Below are 14858 nucleotides of genomic sequence, written 5' to 3' on the forward strand. Positions count from 1 at the left end.
GCGGCACGCTGTCGGTCACCTCAACGGTCACCTCAACGCAAACCAGCGTGCTCGCTGCTGGAAGATGTCAAGTGCGGCGGATGAGCCGCAAGGTGGAGGCGGTGGCCTACTTCCGCCAGGTGGCCGGTTGGTGCCACAGAGGTGTTGGAGAGGGCATGGGATTTAACGTACTGGGGCTTACGGCGGACATGGAGCGCGTCTATACGGCTCTGGTGGGGATGCCGCGAAGTACGACGGCGGAAGTCGCGGACGCGTGCGGCATGGCCGCGCCGACCGCGGGGAAGCTGCTGTCCGGCCTGGTGAGGGACGGCCTGGCGGTGCGCACCGCCGGGCGGCCGCTGAAGTTCTCGGCCGCGGCTCCCGATGTGGCGGTCAGCGCGCTGATCAATGAACGGGAGCAAGAGCTGGGCGAGGCACGGGCGCTGGTGCAGCGGCTGCTCGAGACACACCGGGAGGCGACCAGGATCAGCCACCCGGACATGGCCGCCGAACTGCTGACGGACCGCGACGACATCAGCAAGGCCGTGCACCGGTTGACGACCGGAGCGCGCCGTGAGGTGTGCGCCTTCGACCGCCCTCCGTACGTCGACCGGCCCGGCAGCAACCTCGACGCCCAGGTGGAGCGCCAGCAGACCGGTGTCACCTACCGGGTGATCTACGACCGCGAGGCGGTGGCCTGGCCCGGCAGGCTCCAGGCTGACATCATGCCGAGCATGCGGGCCGGGGAACAGGCCCGGATGCGGCCCGAGTTGCCGTTGAAGCTGGTGATCAGCGACAGCCGTGCCGCGATCATCCCCTTCAGCCTCGCGCCGGGCGGCCAGTCCGCGGCGTACCTCATCCACCCGTCGCCCATGCTGGTGGCTCTGCAGTCGCTCTTCGAGGCCCAGTGGGAGCGCGCCATCCCGCTGGGGGAGGCCGCACAGCAGCCGGACGGCCCGACTTCGGAGGGCCCGGGGCACCCGGATGCCGAGACCCGGGCCCTGGTCAGCCTGCTGGCCTCGGGGCTCACGGACGCGGCCATAGCCCGCACCCAGGGCTGGAGCGCCCGGACCACGCAACGGCGCATCCACCGCCTGATGAGCGAACTCGGCGCGTCCACCCGCTTCCAGACGGGGCTGGCGGCGGCCCGGCGGGGGTGGTTGTGAGCTGTCGGCGCGCGTGCCCGTTCAAGGGCAGCGGACACCGGTGTCGGCTGCAGCTGTGACGGTGCGCCCGAGTTCGCGCAGGCTGTGGTGGTAGGCAACCAGGGTCCAATAATCGTCGCGGTGTTCCGGGGGCAGTTCCCAGGCGCCCTGGAGCATGGCCGCGGCGGTGGCCACGGAGGCACGGCCCGAGGTGTGGCCCTGGGCCATCACGCCGAGGTAGAGCCGGCGTCGGAGCCGTCTTCGACATCCAGGGCGAATCGTTCGTGGCCACCGGCATCGGGGAAGACATCCCCGCTCAGCTCAAAGGACTCGACTCCGGGTCTGCGGCGCCTGCCGGCGCATGAAGCGCTGGCGCATCGCCGACGAGAAGCCGGGACAGCCGCCGCGTTGCCAGTCCTGCTCACCCGGACCCACTTTGGCGCCCATGAGGTTCGTGCAGATCTGCTCCGCCGGCCACCTCGGAGACATCGACTGGTGGTTCTGGTCCCATTCGCGGCGCGAGGCCAGCGAGCGCCGGGAATGCACCGAACGGGAGAAGCTGCGCTTCCTGGTCTCCGAGCGGGCCTCCGGCCTCGAAGCCTTGTCGGTCGTGTGCGCGGCGAAGGGCTGTGGAGCCGTGCGTGACCTGCTCGACATCCTCGGCACGCACGGCATGCGCTGCTCCGGGCGCAACCCGTGGCAGCGGGCCAACGAGGCGGTGGAATGCGTCAAGCCGGTCCAGATAGTTCAGCGAACCGCAGGCAATCTGTACTACCCCGTGGTGCACTCGGCCCTCGACATACCCGAGACGGAAACCGCGGTGTACGCCGACGAGACACTCGCGAGCCGGGTGCGTGAGCACGACCTGTGGGTCTCCCTGTGCAAGGTCGCCGCGACCCCGCGCGCCGAGGTCTTCCGCGAAATGATCAAGGATGACACCGGAGCGGACGACGCCCTGCTGGATGTCCTCCTGGCCGAGGAGACCGGACAGCCGGTGGCGGCCGCGTCCGGGCCGGCCGCCGCGCCCGTGCGCCCCGACCTCAGCCGCGAGGAGTGGGCGGCGTTCATGGCTCCCGTACCGCCCGCCACCCGTGACTTCGCGCTGCGCGCGACCACGCTCGACCTGGCGCAGGAGACCATGGAACCCTGGGTGGGCCTGCGGCGTCGCATCGGCCGCGTCCTGCTCGCAGACCGGTTGAGAGAAGTGCGCGCACTGTCCGGTTTCACCAGGGTGTCCCCGGACGCGACAGTCGTGCCCGCCGACACCGCACGGCGCCTGAAGTGGCTGCCCGCCGTAGAGGTATTCGGCGAAGGCATCTTCCTCACCCTCGACAAGGAGGCACTGGCCGAGTGGGAAGCGGACGACCGAGTGCGTCGCCGCGTCGGCGGTATGCGTGCCGATCTTGACCGAGCCTTCAAGAAGGACCGGCTGGAGGCCCTCACCGGAGCGGAGCTCTCGCCGAGGTTCGTTCTCCTGCACACGCTCGCGCACCTCCTCATCCGCCAGTTGTCCTTCGAGTCCGGCTACACGACGGCGAGCCTGCGCGAACGCATTTACGCCCGCCCTGAGCAGGACCAGTACGGCATCCTCGTCTACACCGCCGCCGGAGACGCCGAAGGCACTCTGGGCGGACTCGTGCGCCAGGGCGAACCGCCCCGCTTGGCGGAAACACTGTTGCGGATGACCGAGGCGGCGGCCTGGTGCTCCGCCGACCCGTTGTGCGCGGAACACGCCGGGCAGGGCTTCGGCAACCTCAACCGGGCGGCCTGCCACGCGTGTGCCCTGTTGCCCGAGACCAGTTGCGAGTCCGGCAACACGCTGCTGGACCGCGCCCTCGTGGTGGGCGGTGAACAGGTGCCCGGCTACTTCGAATCGATCGTCACAGCCGCCCGCGCAGCGGCTGCCGCAGCCCTGGAGCAGATCCCCTCATGACGCTCACCTACCTGGACCTCGTGCCGGAGCAGCGGTCCGCGCTCGACAACCTGCCGTTCGACGGCAACCATCTGATCAGCGGCCCGCCCGGCAGTGGCAAGAGCCTTCTGGCAGCCCAGCGCGCCGTGATGCTGGCACTGACCGGCACCCCGGCCGTCCTGCTCACACGCTCCCATCTGCTCCACCAGTCCTTGGCGTCCACCGTCCATGCGCTGGGACCCAGAGACCGCAGTGTTCGCGTGGCCACAGCGCACTCATGGCTGGACAACTGGTACGGTCCCAAACCTCCACGTGCCGAAGACGGCTGGTACGACTGGCCGGCCTTCTACGAGCGTGCGGCCGAAGCCGAACGGGACCCCGGTCTTACCCTGGTCATCGACGAAGGTCAGGACCTGCCGCCCGAGTTCTACCGGCTGTGCAGGCTCCTCGGGGGCCGCATCACGGTATTTGCCGATGAGTGCCAGCGGCTGACCGACACGAACTCCACGCTGGAGGACATCGCCCAGCGCCTCCGCAACTGCACGCGCGTCGAACTCGACGGCAATCACCGGAACACCCGCCAGATCGCCGCGTTCGCCGCGCACTTCCACACGGGCGCCGGCATGTCCGCCGTCCCCGACCGGAACGGGCCGCCACCGCGCGTGCACAGGCTGCCCGAACGCGGTGCAGCAGACTTGCTGATCACGCTGGCACAGCAACATCCCGGCCACACCATCGGCGTGATCGTCAACTCCCGGCACACGCAGTTCTCGCTGCTTGGCAGCCTGGAGAACAGAGCACCATGGCTGAAGCCCCAGCTGTACACATCCCAGGCAGTGAAGGGCCGCTATCGCACCCTGGACCTCGCCCGCCCGGGTATCGTCCTCGTCCACCGCGCCAGCGCGAAGGGACTGGGTTTCGACACGGTCGTCATCCCCGACACGCACACCGACGCTGCTGCCGATCCCACCTCGGCGGCCCTGCGGATGACCTACTACGTGCTGGCCACCCGTGCCAGGCGCGAGCTTCACCTCGCCTACGAGGGGGAGAACGAGCCACCGCTGCTCGCCGAGGTGGGTCCGGGCGAACTGCTGCGCGGCTGACCGAGCCGTGTCCCGCGAAGCGTGCCGGTGTTATGCCGACCACGTCGGTGCGGCGGCGGATCTCCTTGTTGAGCCGTTCCTGCGTTTTGGACCGCCGTCGGGGCCGACGGATTGATCCTGGCCTGCGAACTACGCCTGATGGCGGTGGCGTGGTGGTGTTCGCCGTAGCGGCCCTGCCACGAGGCGACACGGGGCGAGGCGCAGCTGCGTTTCCTGGCGGCAGCGGCTTTTCCCCGGCCGTCGCGCAGGGTGCCGATTGGCCACTCTTCCTGAGGCGTTGAACGCCGAGTGAATCAATATCTGTTCCCGAGGGATTAGTTTTTGGAGGGCCGTGCAGCGGGAGTTTTTGTCGCGAAGAGCAGAGCGGTATTATTCAACGTGCACGGGCCGTTCCGGCGTGCTACTGTCTATCTCAGTTGCAGTTGTGGTTCCCAAAACTTCAAGTGCCCCCGCCAGGCTTCTGCCGGTCGGGAGCACTTTTGTATTTCCGGTCATTTCCGGGCGGGGTAATCATCGCGGCGACACGTCGTCCGCGCAGTGCGGACGCCGATGTACTGCCCCAAAGGAGATATGACATGGCTGCTGGTACCGTGAAGTGGTTCAACGCGGAAAAGGGCTTCGGCTTCATCGAGCAGGACGGTGGCGGCGCCGACGTGTTCGCCCACTACTCGAACATCGCCGCGCAGGGCTTCCGCGAGCTGCTCGAGGGCCAGAAGGTGAACTTCGACATCGCGCAGGGCCAGAAGGGCCCGACGGCCGAGAACATCGTTCCGGCCTGACGCTCACGCGCAATCCGTAGCTGGGGCCCGCATCCCTCGGGGTGCGGGCCCCAGCTGCACGCGTATCCCGCAGCGGCTTTCACCCGCGGGACGACCCGGAGGAATCCGCACTACCATCACAAGCGGTTCCTCCCTCAGGGCGCAGACGCATCCTGAAGCGCTGCATCGCAGCCGGCGCCCGGATCTCAAGGTCCCCATCGCGTCACCCATTTCAGCACCTGTGCCCAGGATGTTTCCTCCAGCCAGATCTGCTTTCTATTGTCACCGGTTCATACTTGTAATTCTCCATGCCATTCATCGCAGCGGGAATTCCTTGATATGTGCCACATCGAGGAAGGTTCCGCATGAACCGCACGTACACGAACGACCGCCCCGCCCGCTCCCGTGACGGCGGTGCCGACGCTGGAAGGGGCGGCGGTTACGGCTCGCAGGCACCGCGTCGTACCGGCGGGCCCGTGCGCTCCGGCGGTTACGGCCGTCGGCCCGCCGCCGTGCAAGGTGAGTTTGCGCTGCCCAGGACGATCACCCCCGCGCTGCCCGCCGTTGATGGCTTCGCCGATCTCGACATGCCTGAGCAGATGCTGGCCGAACTCGGCAGGCAGGGTGTGACGGCACCGTTCCCGATTCAGGGCGCGACGCTGCCGAACTCCCTTGCGGGCCGTGACGTCCTGGGCCGCGGCCGCACCGGTTCCGGCAAGACCCTGGCCTTCGGCCTCGCCCTGCTCGCGCGTACCGCTGGGCAGCGTGCTGAGCCCCGCCAGCCGCTGGGGCTGATCCTCGTCCCGACGCGTGAGCTGGCACAGCAGGTGACCGACGCGCTGACCCCGTACGCCCGCTCCGTGCGGCTGCGGCTGGCCACGGTGGTGGGCGGCATGTCGATCGGCCGGCAGGCCAGCGCGCTGCGCGGCGGAGCCGAGGTCGTGGTCGCGACCCCGGGCCGGCTCAAGGACCTCATCGACCGCGGCGACTGCCGGCTGAACCACGTGGGCATCACCGTGCTGGACGAGGCCGACCAGATGGCCGACATGGGCTTCATGCCCCAGGTCACCGCGCTACTCGACCAGGTGCGCCCGGAGGGGCAGCGAATGCTGTTCTCCGCCACCCTGGACCGCAACGTCGACCTGCTGGTACGCCGCTACCTGACCGACCCCGTCGTGCACTCCGTCGACCCGTCTGCCGGTGCGGTCACGACGATGGAGCACCACGTCCTGCACGTCCACGGCGCCGACAAGCACGCCGCCACGACCGAGATCGCCGCCCGCGACGGCCGCGTGATCATGTTCCTGGACACCAAGCACGCCGTCGACCGGCTGACCCAGGACCTGCTCGACAGCGGGGTGCGCGCCGCCGCGCTGCACGGCGGCAAGTCACAGCCGCAGCGCACCCGCACGCTGGCGCAGTTCAAGACGGGGCACGTCACCGTGCTGGTGGCGACCAATGTCGCGGCGCGCGGCATCCACGTCGACAATCTCGACCTGGTCGTCAACGTGGATCCGCCGACCGACCACAAGGACTACCTCCACCGAGGCGGCCGTACCGCCCGCGCCGGCGAGTCCGGCAGCGTCGTCACCCTGGTCACACCGAACCAGCGCCGCGGCATGGTCCGCCTCATGGCGGACGCCGGAATCCGGCCGCAGACCACCCAGATCCGCTCGGGGGACGAGGCCCTGAGCCGGATCACCGGCGCCCAGGCCCCCTCCGGCATCCCGGTCGTCATCACCGCACCGGTGGTCGAACGCCCCAAGCGCAGCGCCTCCTCCCGAAGCCGCCGTCGCCCCGCCTCGGCGACCAGGCGCACCCCCGTACGCCAGTCCGGCTTCGGCGCGGTGGCCTAGAACTTTCGTGATCAGGAAGCCGGCCCATCTCTGCAGGAGGCACCTTTTGACGCTGGTTCAGACACAGTCCCGCCCGGCGGACGCCGACCCCGCGCACAGGACCGCGGTGGAGGTCGTGGACGCGGCCGATCCGCAGGTCTGTGACGACATGAGCGTCGGGGTGGCGCTGGCCGTCATGGCCGCCGCCCGCACGGTCCGACTGGTCGTCTGTGACCAGGACGGCCAGTGCACCGGCCTGGTCACCCATGCCGAACTCGCCGCCGTCCGTGACAGCTCCGACTACACGGACCGTGTCCGCCTGCGCGACCTCCTCGGCGACCACGGTTCGTTCGCCTCACCCGTGACCACGATGGCCGAAGCCGAGCATGCGATGCGCACCCGTCGGCTCGGTGCCCTGCCGGTGGTCGACGAGCAAGGCAACGCTCTGGGCATCCTCGCCCTCTCCCGCTGAAACGCCCACCCTCGGTCGGACCGTTCTCCCCTTCTCCCTGTGAGGCCACATGCGCTGCGTCATCGCCCGCTTCCCCTTCGAACTCACCAAGGGCGGCGTGCTGGAATCGATGAAGGGCATCAAGCCCGAACCGGTCACCGGCGAATCGGTGATCATCGGCCGCCGCCACTACCCCGTCAAGCAGGTCGGCCAGGTCATCACGCGCCAGGACCGCCGTGACTTCAGCGCCGCCGAAGTCCTGCGGGCCGTGGCTGCGCTCGGCTTCACCTGCCGCGCCGTTCCCAAGGCGGCGCCCCTGGACGTTCTCAGCCCGATGCAGCACGCCTCCGCGATGCTCGGCACCCCCGTCACGGTCTGACCCGGTAAACAGACACGAGCCGACACCTGAGCAGCAGTGTGGGCCCGACCGGTACGCCGGTCGGGCCCACACCGTGTGCAGTGGGTTCCCGTCACCGTTGCCCTGCAGGATCCGGGCGACATGGAAGTGCAGACGCGTGGGCGGCCCGTCCTCCTCCGGTGATGACAGCGCCACCGGTGGCCGCGGCCAGGGACATCTGGTTGCTCTGGCCGGACTCCGTCAGGGCGGCAACGTCAACCAGCAACTCGTCGGGCTGCGGTATGAGGCGGACCATGTTCGTCGGCCATCCGGCTGCTTGAGCGGTGACGCTACTGGGCAAGGAAGGCGCTCACGGTCTTGCCGCCGGAGGCCCGGCGGGTGACCGCCGTGGCGTGGGCGAGGCCGGTGACCATGGGCCAGCCGAAGCCCCCGGTACGCCGTTCAGGTCAGGGGTGCGCATGCGCGGCACATGCCGGCTGGGATCGTGAACGGCGACCTCGATGGTGTCGGGGTGCGCAGTCGGTTCCAGTGTGCAGCGGCCCCACCGTGGCGCGGGGCATCGGTGAGGAGCTCGGACACGACCAAGACCACAGTGTTCGCCGCGTCAGGAGCCACGGCCGGCTGCGGCGCTGGCAATCACCGTGATCATCAGGGTCACCCTGATCTCTGAATCGTCCATGCCCCTGCCCTGGCTACCCGACCCCTGTGCCCCGCCCCTCCACCTGCCAACCCCGCAGAGCCCCAGTGCTTGCCTGAAGGGGGCGGAGGACCACAGCCGACGCATGACGGCACCTGCTGCCGTGAGTCCGTGTCTCCGCAGCCCGCGGACTGCTCGAGTCAGGGGGCGTGCGGGTTCGCCACCGGCTGCTCGATGATCCGGGGATCGTCGAAGGCGGCGCAGGGCCTTCTGCCATGCTCGTCAACGGCCGACCTGGGGGCGTCACGGCTGGAAACGTCCGTGCCGGTCGGTGGTGTTCCTCGCGAGAAGCAGTGTTGGCCGGTGCCGCCGACGGTAGCCGCGGCGCAGGCGGCGACGTCACGCCCAGCCCGACATGCCACGCGGTGGTGGGTCACTGTGAGCGCCGGACAGAGCCTCGCAGCTGCTTGAACCCTCCATGGGGACCGGTCGGGGCGGAGTACTTCATCTTCCAGCACGCGAAAATCTATACCTGCTGGAGTAGACATTGGCCGGCGGTATGGTTAAGGTTTCTCTCGTAGTCGAGATCGAGCGAGGCCCGGAGAGATGAACTACCGGGCAGTAGTACCGCAGTTGCAGTTGGCAGGGCGGTGCGGTGGTGGAGTTCCGAAGCCAGAGCGTTCGCAGGACGGCGACGGGACTGACGACCGGACCGGGTGGCCCGCAGTGATCAGGGGCCGCCATGAGCAGTACCGGCAGTGGCAGTACCCGTAAGTGCAGGTTCGCAGCACCCAGCAGTGGCATGGGTGAGCACTACCTCGGCGAAGGCGTCGGCTGCGGGCGCGCGCACCGGGGGTGCGGCAGTGGGGTTCCGAGCCGGAGCAGACGCAGGACGGGCGACGGGGCTGGCTGCCGAAGAGTGGCTCGGTTCGAGGCCACCAGCAGTTCGCAGTACCAGTAGTACGCAGTTCCCGTTAGTGAGTAGTTGATCAAGAGGGAAGAACGGAGGAACCCCGCGCCATCAGGATCGCCCGGGCGGAAGTCTTGGACCCGGGTACCGCAGGACATCGATAGTGAGGTGGTCTCCGGTCAAGCAACCGCGATCCCCGCGCCCCCGACAGCGTCTCGGTCGGGTCTGCGGAAACAGAGGGCCGGTGCAGTATCAGGGCCGGCAGATGGTGTAGTAGTTCCTTCGGGGCCCTGGCGGCAGTACGGCGCCAGGGCCCCTCCACGCGTTCCACAGAGAGGTGCGATGACAGCAGACGACACGTTCGGCCGTCTCGATGACGACGACTACCCCGCCTACACCATGGGCCGGGCCGCCGAGATGCTCGGCACCACCCAGGGCTTCCTCCGCGCCATCGGCGAAGCCCGCCTGATCACCCCACTGCGCTCCGCGGGTGGCCACCGCCGCTACTCCCGCTACCAGCTGCGCATCGCCGCCCGCGCCCGGGAACTCGTCGACCGGGGCACCCCCATCGAGGCCGCCTGTCGGATCGTCATCCTCGAAGACCAGCTCGAGGAAGCCCAGCGCCTCAACGCCGAATACCGGCGCGTCGCCGAATCAACGAACCCGACGGCAGCGGCTTGAGATGAGCGTGCCCGTCAGCGTCGGCGGGCACCGCACGCACGGTCTCGATGTGCGGCGTGATCTTTTCCTGTGGTGACGCGGTGTGTGGGCGTGTAGCGTCTGTGTCAGCTGTCGTGGTTCGGAATTCCCTGCCCGCGCCTTTGGTGTGGGCGTTTTGCTGTGCTGTGCCGCAGGGACCAGGGCGATCACCTCCGTCTGCCACAGGGAGTGGTAGGCGTTCATCGACTGGAAGGCATAAGACATGGCAACGGGTACTGTTAAGTGGTTCAACGCGGAGAAGGGCTTCGGCTTCATCGCCCAGGACGGCGGCGGTCCGGATGTCTTCGCGCATTACTCCGCGATCAACTCCTCGGGCTTCCGAGAGCTCCAGGAGGGCCAGATCGTGACGTTCGACGTCACCCAGGGCCAGAAGGGCCCGCAGGCCGAGAACATCACCCCGGCCTGACCTCGCAGCCCTGTACGAGGGATCGCGCACGGCGCGTCCGGTGGCCGACGCCCGTGCGGGCCCTGCCGCCCACCTGGATCGAGGCGCCTGCTCTCGTGCCGGGAGTGCACAGGATCACGGGCCGCGCAGTCATTGCTGCGCGGCCCTGCTGTTGAGGTGCGGGGGGCGACCTCGGCCCGGAACTCCTGACCTCAGTCGCTTCAAGCGTCGTCGGCTCGGGTGCTGCATGCCCTGCGCGTCTGTTCGCGCAGCCTGGAGCGGCAGACGGTCACGCGCCCGTCCAGGCGTCGACGAAAGCTTGCCGTCCGGCCGGATCGTCCCATCTGCGGTCTGCGTGCAGAACGCGCCAGGCGGTGAGTTCGAGATCTCGGAGCCACAACTCTCCGATGACCTGTGTCTTGAGGTCGGGCAGATGGTCGGACTCGGCGAGGGCTTGCCCGATCACCTCGCCGGCCGCGACGCGCTGGGGCGGGGTCATCTCATCGACGGCCGAGAGGATCTGTCGGGCCAGGGCGGTTCCTTCTCCTGCCAGGGAACGCAGCACCAGAGCCTTGATGTTGACGGGTAGCAGGTACGCGGTGCCCGAAGACCTCCACAGGTCCGACCAGAAGCGTTCTCCTGCCTTGGTGGGGGCGGGCAGCGCGGCCAGCAGCCCGAGGAGATGGCCGGTGGCCGCATAGCCATCGGAGTGGGCAGCCGCGACGACTGCGATGCCGGCGACGCCCTCCACATCGAGATGGCCGGCTTCGAGACGCGAAGCCAGACCTAGTTGATGTTCCAACTGGTGGGCCAGGGCAGCGGATACGTGGGGGCGGACCTCAGGAAGCATCGGCGATCCTTGCGGGTAGGCGAGCGGAGATGCCCGTTCGGAAGCCCTGATCGTTCCCATGACCAGCCGTTCTACTCGGTTTCGGCAGGCCCAATTGGCGGCAGCGTGCCGGAGTTCACGTGGTGGCGAACCAGCCCTGCCCGGCGACGTGGCCCTGGGGTTCTGGACCGACCTCCCCTCCTGCTGCCGGAGTGAGATCTTTTAGCATGACCGCATGGTTGCCAGTGACGCCCAGGAGCCCGGGGGAGGACGAGGAGCTGTGGCCCGCGACGCCGCTGAAGTCGAATACGGTCACGTCGCCTCCGCGCGTGGAGGGCGCCGTGAAGACGGGCCGCCCGGCGGATCACAAGGCGACCATGCGGGGCAGAAGGCGCACTCGGTTGCTGCTCTGGTGGAGCGGGCGGCCGACCTCGCCGAACCGATCAAGCCGAGGTTGCGTGGCTGGCTCCATGCCGGAATGGTCCCCGCCGCACTGATCGCGGGGGTCGTGCTCATCTGTCTGGCCCCTACTCCGCAAGCGGTGCTGGCATGCGCCGTGTACTCGGTCACCGCCTGGCTGCTGTTCGCGACGAGTGCCATCTACCACCGCGGCACCTGGGGACCGCTGGGCGAGGCGCTTCTACGACGACTCGATCACGCCAACATCTTCCTGATCATCGCCGGCACCTGTACCCCCCTGGCCGTGCTTCTCCTCCCGCCGGACCAGCGGTCCGTGCTGCTGTGGATCGTATGGGCGGGAGCGTTGGCCGGCATCGCGTTCCGGGTCCTGTGGGTGGGAGCTCCGCGCTGGCTCTACACCCCGTGTTATCTGGCCCTGGGCTGGGCGCCGGTGAGCTACCTTCCCGACTTCCTGCACACCGGCGGAGCAGCCGTGGTCGTCCTGATCGTCGTCGGCGGTCTCCTGTACAGTGCGGGCGCGGTCGTCTACGCCCTCCAGCGGCCCGACCCCTCACCCCGCTGGTTCGGCTATCACGAGGTCTTCCACGCGCTGACCGTGGCAGCTTTTTCGGCGCACTACACCGCCATCTTCCTGACCGCGTACTGACCGACACGGCGTTCGGGCTCGCCTCAGCTCGTCGACGTCCCGGAGGCGTCGCCCAGGATCATCCGCCCCGTCCGTGACGGGGCGGAGGCGTCGGCGAGGTCGGCTCCGGTGTCGGCGTCCCGCTGCGAGTGGCCGACGCCGTGCCAGTCCAGGCACGTGACGGTCGCGTCGTCCTGCAGATGACCGTGGTGGGCGTCGACGACCGCAGCGATGAGGGTGCGAGCGGCCTCACGGGGATGCAGCTCGCGGGTGCGGACGATCAGGTCCGACAGATCGAGGCTCTTCGCGTTGCGCTCCAGCATGCCGTCGGTCAGCATCACCAGCCGGTCGCCCGGACGCAGGTCCAGCGACTGGATCATCCACTCCCGGATCTCCTCAGGCGAGCACGGCCACAACCGCACGCACGCCATCCTCGGCACCTCCGACGCCTGCGTGGCCACCCACCCCTCCGGCGCCGCCGTCGCCTTCGCCGCCCTGGAGGCCCGGGTGCACCTGCTGGGCCCGGACGGGGCACGCCAAGTCCCCTTCGCTGACTTCTCGTTGCGGCCCGGTAGCACCCCACAACGCGAACAGGCGCTGCACAAATGTGAGTTGATTACGGCGGTTGAGTTCCCCGCTCTTCCGCGCCCGCTCAGATCCGGCTATCTGAAGGTGCGTGACCGGCAGTCGTACGAGTTCGCCCTGACGTCGGCGGCCGTCGCGCTGCACGTACGTCGGCCGGTCAGCCCGAAGGCCCACAGGCATGCCTGCCGAGCCGACGGGCCGTGCCGGGGCAGTTGGACGTGGCAGCGTGTTCCGTCCCGGATCGGAGGGATGGGCTGTACGTCATGACGCTCGTTTGACGCTCCGGGCGCCCGCAGGCGTGACAGCGAGCCGATAAATCAGCTCTGACCTGGGCTTTTCCGTGACTCGCCCAGGCCGGCATCCTTTCGATGACGCATCATGTGGAGTGCGTTGCATCCCAGCCTGCTGGGTCGGCTGCTGACTCCCGTGCCCGACCTCGATGCCCGCGGGGCCACGACCGGAACCGGGGACCGTGCTGCCGGGCTGTGGCTCAGGCGTCGATGATGACGGGGATGATGAGGGGCTGGCGGCGGTGGGTGCGGAACGCCCAGTTGGCCACCGCGCGGGCGACGAGTTGTTCGAGTTGGCGCGCGTCCCCGACGCCTTCCGCGGCTGCGGTGGCCAGGGTCTTCTCGATGACGGGGATGACCGGTTCGAAGGTGGTGTCGTCGTGGACGAAGCCCCGGGCCAGGAAGTCGGGGGCCTCGGCGAGGGCACCGGTGTCCGCGTCGACGATCGCCACGACCGTGACCACGCCTTCGGCGGCGAGGGTGAGGCGATCCTTGAGGGAGGCTTCGGTGGCGCCGCCGACTTCCATGCCGTCCACGTAGACGTTGCCGGCGGGGACCTTGCCGGTGATGGAGGCGCGCCCGTCGATGAGGTCGACGACGACGCCGTCCTCGGCGATGACGACCCGCTCGGGGTCGACACCGGTACGGATGGCGAGGTCGCCGTTGGCCCGCAGGTGGCGCCATTCGCCGTGTACGGGCATGACGTTGCGGGGTTTGACGATGTTGTAGCAGTAGACGAGTTCGCCGGCGCTGGCGTGCCCGGAGACGTGCACCTTGGCGTTGCCCTTGTGGACGACGTGGGCGCCCCACCGGGTGAGTCCGTTGATCACCCGGTAGATGGCGTTCTCGTTGCCGGGGATGAGGGAGCTGGCGAGCAGGACGGTGTCGCCCTTGCCGATGCGGATCATGTGGTCGCGGTTCGCCATGCGTGACAGGGCCGCCATCGGTTCGCCCTGGGATCCGGTGCACACCAGAGTGATCTTGTGGTCCGGGAGTTTCTCCAGTTCCTTCGTGCTGACGACCAAACCGGACGGGACCTTCAGGTAGCCGAGGTCGCGGGCGATGCCCATGTTGCGGACCATCGACCGGCCGACGAAAGCGACTTTGCGGCCGTGCTGGTGGGCGGCGTCCAGGACCTGCTGGATGCGGTGCACATGGCTGGCGAAGCTGGAGACGATGACACGGCGCGGTGCGGTGCGCATCACCTGCTCGATCGCGGGGTTCAGCTCACGCTCGGAGGTGGTGAAGCCGGGTACTTCGGCGTTGGTGGAGTCGGTGAGGAACAGATCCACGCCCTCCTCGCCGAGACGGGCGAAGGCGCGCAGATCGGTGATGCGGTCGTCGAGCGGGAACTGGTCCATCTTGAAGTCGCCGGTGTGCAGAACCATCCCGGCCCGGGTGCGGATCGCGACCGCGAGGCTGTCGGGGATGGAGTGGTTGACCGCCACGAACTCGCAGTCGAAGGGCCCGAAGCCGCGCCGGTCGCCCTCGCGCACGCGCACCGTGCGCGGCCGGATGCCGTGTTCCTTGAGCTTGGCCTCCAGGAAAGCCAGCGTCAGCTTGGAGCCGACGACGGGGATGTCGGACCGCTCGCGCAGCAGGTACGGCACGCCGCCGATGTGGTCCTCGTGGCCGTGGGTGAGGACTACGGCCACGATGTCGTCCAGCCGGTCGCGGATCGAGGTGAAGTCCGGCAGGATCACGTCCACGCCGGGCTGGGTCTCCTCGGGGAACAGCACGCCGCAGTCGACGATGAGCAGCTTGCCGGCGTGCTCGAAGACGGTCATGTTGCGGCCGATCTCACCCAGGCCGCCCAGGGCGATGACCCGCAGCCCTCCTTCGGGAAGGGGCGGGGCGGCTTTCAACTCGGGGTGCGGATGACTCATACCCTGACGTTACCCGGAGAGCGGGGCAGG

13 protein-coding genes and 3 pseudogenes are annotated in these 14858 nt (G+C 68.7%); 11 read left to right on the forward strand and 5 right to left on the reverse strand.

All coding sequences use genetic code 11. The features are described 5' to 3' along the window. Positions 1–155: 155 nt before the first annotated feature. Positions 156–1145, forward strand: a complete 990-nt coding sequence (locus ABZ396_RS18745) for a helix-turn-helix domain-containing protein (RefSeq protein ID WP_358920956.1) — start codon at positions 156–158, stop codon at positions 1143–1145. Between the two features lie 21 nt (positions 1146–1166). On the opposite strand, the gene ABZ396_RS18750 is transcribed toward ABZ396_RS18745, so the two are convergent. Further along, the gene (locus ABZ396_RS18750; protein ID WP_358920957.1) at positions 1167–1352 is read right to left on the reverse strand and encodes a hypothetical protein; all 186 of its coding nucleotides are present in this window, start codon (positions 1350–1352) and stop codon (positions 1167–1169) included. 217 nt (positions 1353–1569) lie between these two features. Here ABZ396_RS18750 and ABZ396_RS18755 point away from each other — a divergent pair, with 217 nt between their 5' ends. The 6 genes from ABZ396_RS18755 to ABZ396_RS18780 all read left to right on the forward strand — a co-directional run bounded on the left by ABZ396_RS18755 (position 1570) and on the right by ABZ396_RS18780 (position 7562). Then, the gene (locus tag ABZ396_RS18755) at positions 1570–3057 is read left to right on the forward strand and encodes a DUF1998 domain-containing protein (protein WP_358920959.1); all 1488 of its coding nucleotides are present in this window, start codon (positions 1570–1572) and stop codon (positions 3055–3057) included. Next, a complete protein-coding gene (locus tag ABZ396_RS18760; RefSeq protein ID WP_358920961.1) occupies positions 3054–4139 on the forward strand; it encodes a DNA helicase in 1086 nt (361 codons plus the stop codon). The genes ABZ396_RS18755 and ABZ396_RS18760 overlap by 4 nt, the downstream gene beginning before the upstream one ends. Before the next feature lie 575 nt (positions 4140–4714). Further along, positions 4715–4918, forward strand: coding sequence for a cold-shock protein (locus ABZ396_RS18765; protein ID WP_003973099.1), 204 nt, complete (start codon positions 4715–4717; stop codon positions 4916–4918). 344 nt (positions 4919–5262) lie between these two features. Beyond that, positions 5263–6753 carry a DEAD/DEAH box helicase gene (locus ABZ396_RS18770; RefSeq protein WP_358920963.1) on the forward strand — a complete coding sequence of 497 codons (1491 nt, stop codon included), beginning with the start codon at positions 5263–5265 and terminating at the stop codon, positions 6751–6753. Positions 6754–6799: 46 nt separating this feature from the next. Beyond that, positions 6800–7204 (forward strand): CBS domain-containing protein, encoded by a 405-nt coding sequence (locus ABZ396_RS18775; RefSeq protein WP_358920965.1) that lies wholly within the window; start codon positions 6800–6802, stop codon positions 7202–7204. Positions 7205–7253: 49 nt separating this feature from the next. Then, positions 7254–7562 (forward strand): SCO5918 family protein, encoded by a 309-nt coding sequence (locus tag ABZ396_RS18780; protein WP_358920967.1) that lies wholly within the window; start codon positions 7254–7256, stop codon positions 7560–7562. A gap of 308 nt (positions 7563–7870) precedes the next feature. Here the strand turns inward: ABZ396_RS18780 and ABZ396_RS18785 are convergent. Beyond that, positions 7871–8165, reverse strand: a pseudogene (locus ABZ396_RS18785) (ATP-binding protein); the annotation flags it as partial. Between the two features lie 1265 nt (positions 8166–9430). Here ABZ396_RS18785 and ABZ396_RS18790 point away from each other — a divergent pair. Next, positions 9431–9769 carry a MerR family transcriptional regulator gene (locus ABZ396_RS18790; protein WP_358920969.1) on the forward strand — a complete coding sequence of 113 codons (339 nt, stop codon included), beginning with the start codon at positions 9431–9433 and terminating at the stop codon, positions 9767–9769. A gap of 241 nt (positions 9770–10010) precedes the next feature. After that, positions 10011–10214, forward strand: coding sequence for a cold-shock protein (locus tag ABZ396_RS18795; RefSeq protein WP_053751759.1), 204 nt, complete (start codon positions 10011–10013; stop codon positions 10212–10214). A gap of 268 nt (positions 10215–10482) precedes the next feature. Here the strand turns inward: ABZ396_RS18795 and ABZ396_RS18800 are convergent, their stop codons facing one another. Beyond that, positions 10483–11043: a hypothetical protein gene (locus ABZ396_RS18800; RefSeq protein ID WP_358920971.1), complete on the reverse strand. Its 561-nt coding sequence runs from the start codon at positions 11041–11043 to the stop codon at positions 10483–10485. Positions 11044–11257: 214 nt separating this feature from the next. On the opposite strand from ABZ396_RS18800, the gene ABZ396_RS18805 reads away from it, so the two are divergent. Then, complete coding sequence (locus ABZ396_RS18805; protein ID WP_358920973.1) at positions 11258–12088, forward strand: hemolysin III family protein; 831 nt, start codon at positions 11258–11260, stop codon at positions 12086–12088. Between the two features lie 23 nt (positions 12089–12111). On the opposite strand, the pseudogene ABZ396_RS18810 reads toward ABZ396_RS18805, so the two are convergent. Beyond that, positions 12112–12444: pseudogene (locus ABZ396_RS18810) on the reverse strand (SpoIIE family protein phosphatase); the annotation flags it as partial. A 31-nt stretch (positions 12445–12475) separates the two neighbouring features. Between ABZ396_RS18810 and ABZ396_RS18815 the strand changes: the two are divergent. Next, positions 12476–12802: pseudogene (locus ABZ396_RS18815) on the forward strand (FAD binding domain-containing protein); the annotation flags it as partial. 340 nt (positions 12803–13142) lie between these two features. Here the strand turns inward: ABZ396_RS18815 and ABZ396_RS18820 are convergent. Next, a complete protein-coding gene (locus ABZ396_RS18820) occupies positions 13143–14828 on the reverse strand; it encodes a ribonuclease J (RefSeq protein WP_358920975.1) in 1686 nt (561 codons plus the stop codon). Positions 14829–14858: the final 30 nt, after the last annotated feature.

The organism is Streptomyces sp. NPDC005866, assembly GCF_040629895.1.
Classification (GTDB): Bacteria; Actinomycetota; Actinomycetes; order Streptomycetales; family Streptomycetaceae; genus Streptomyces.

What these genes read in the sequence shown, in the direction of transcription:
- ABZ396_RS18745 (WP_358920956.1), top strand. Translation starts at nt 156, where the DNA reads ATGGGATTTAACGTACTGGGGCTTACGGCGGACATGGAGCGCGTCTAT.
- ABZ396_RS18750 (WP_358920957.1), bottom strand. Translation starts at nt 1,352, where the DNA reads ATGGCCCAGGGCCACACCTCGGGCCGTGCCTCCGTGGCCACCGCCGCG.
- ABZ396_RS18755 (WP_358920959.1), top strand. Translation starts at nt 1,570, where the DNA reads ATGAGGTTCGTGCAGATCTGCTCCGCCGGCCACCTCGGAGACATCGAC.
- ABZ396_RS18760 (WP_358920961.1), top strand. Translation starts at nt 3,054, where the DNA reads ATGACGCTCACCTACCTGGACCTCGTGCCGGAGCAGCGGTCCGCGCTC.
- ABZ396_RS18765 (WP_003973099.1), top strand. Translation starts at nt 4,715, where the DNA reads ATGGCTGCTGGTACCGTGAAGTGGTTCAACGCGGAAAAGGGCTTCGGC.
- ABZ396_RS18770 (WP_358920963.1), top strand. Translation starts at nt 5,263, where the DNA reads ATGAACCGCACGTACACGAACGACCGCCCCGCCCGCTCCCGTGACGGC.
- ABZ396_RS18780 (WP_358920967.1), top strand. Translation starts at nt 7,254, where the DNA reads ATGCGCTGCGTCATCGCCCGCTTCCCCTTCGAACTCACCAAGGGCGGC.
- ABZ396_RS18790 (WP_358920969.1), top strand. Translation starts at nt 9,431, where the DNA reads ATGACAGCAGACGACACGTTCGGCCGTCTCGATGACGACGACTACCCC.
- ABZ396_RS18795 (WP_053751759.1), top strand. Translation starts at nt 10,011, where the DNA reads ATGGCAACGGGTACTGTTAAGTGGTTCAACGCGGAGAAGGGCTTCGGC.
- ABZ396_RS18800 (WP_358920971.1), bottom strand. Translation starts at nt 11,043, where the DNA reads ATGCTTCCTGAGGTCCGCCCCCACGTATCCGCTGCCCTGGCCCACCAG.
- ABZ396_RS18805 (WP_358920973.1), top strand. Translation starts at nt 11,258, where the DNA reads ATGGTTGCCAGTGACGCCCAGGAGCCCGGGGGAGGACGAGGAGCTGTG.
- ABZ396_RS18820 (WP_358920975.1), bottom strand. Translation starts at nt 14,828, where the DNA reads ATGAGTCATCCGCACCCCGAGTTGAAAGCCGCCCCGCCCCTTCCCGAA.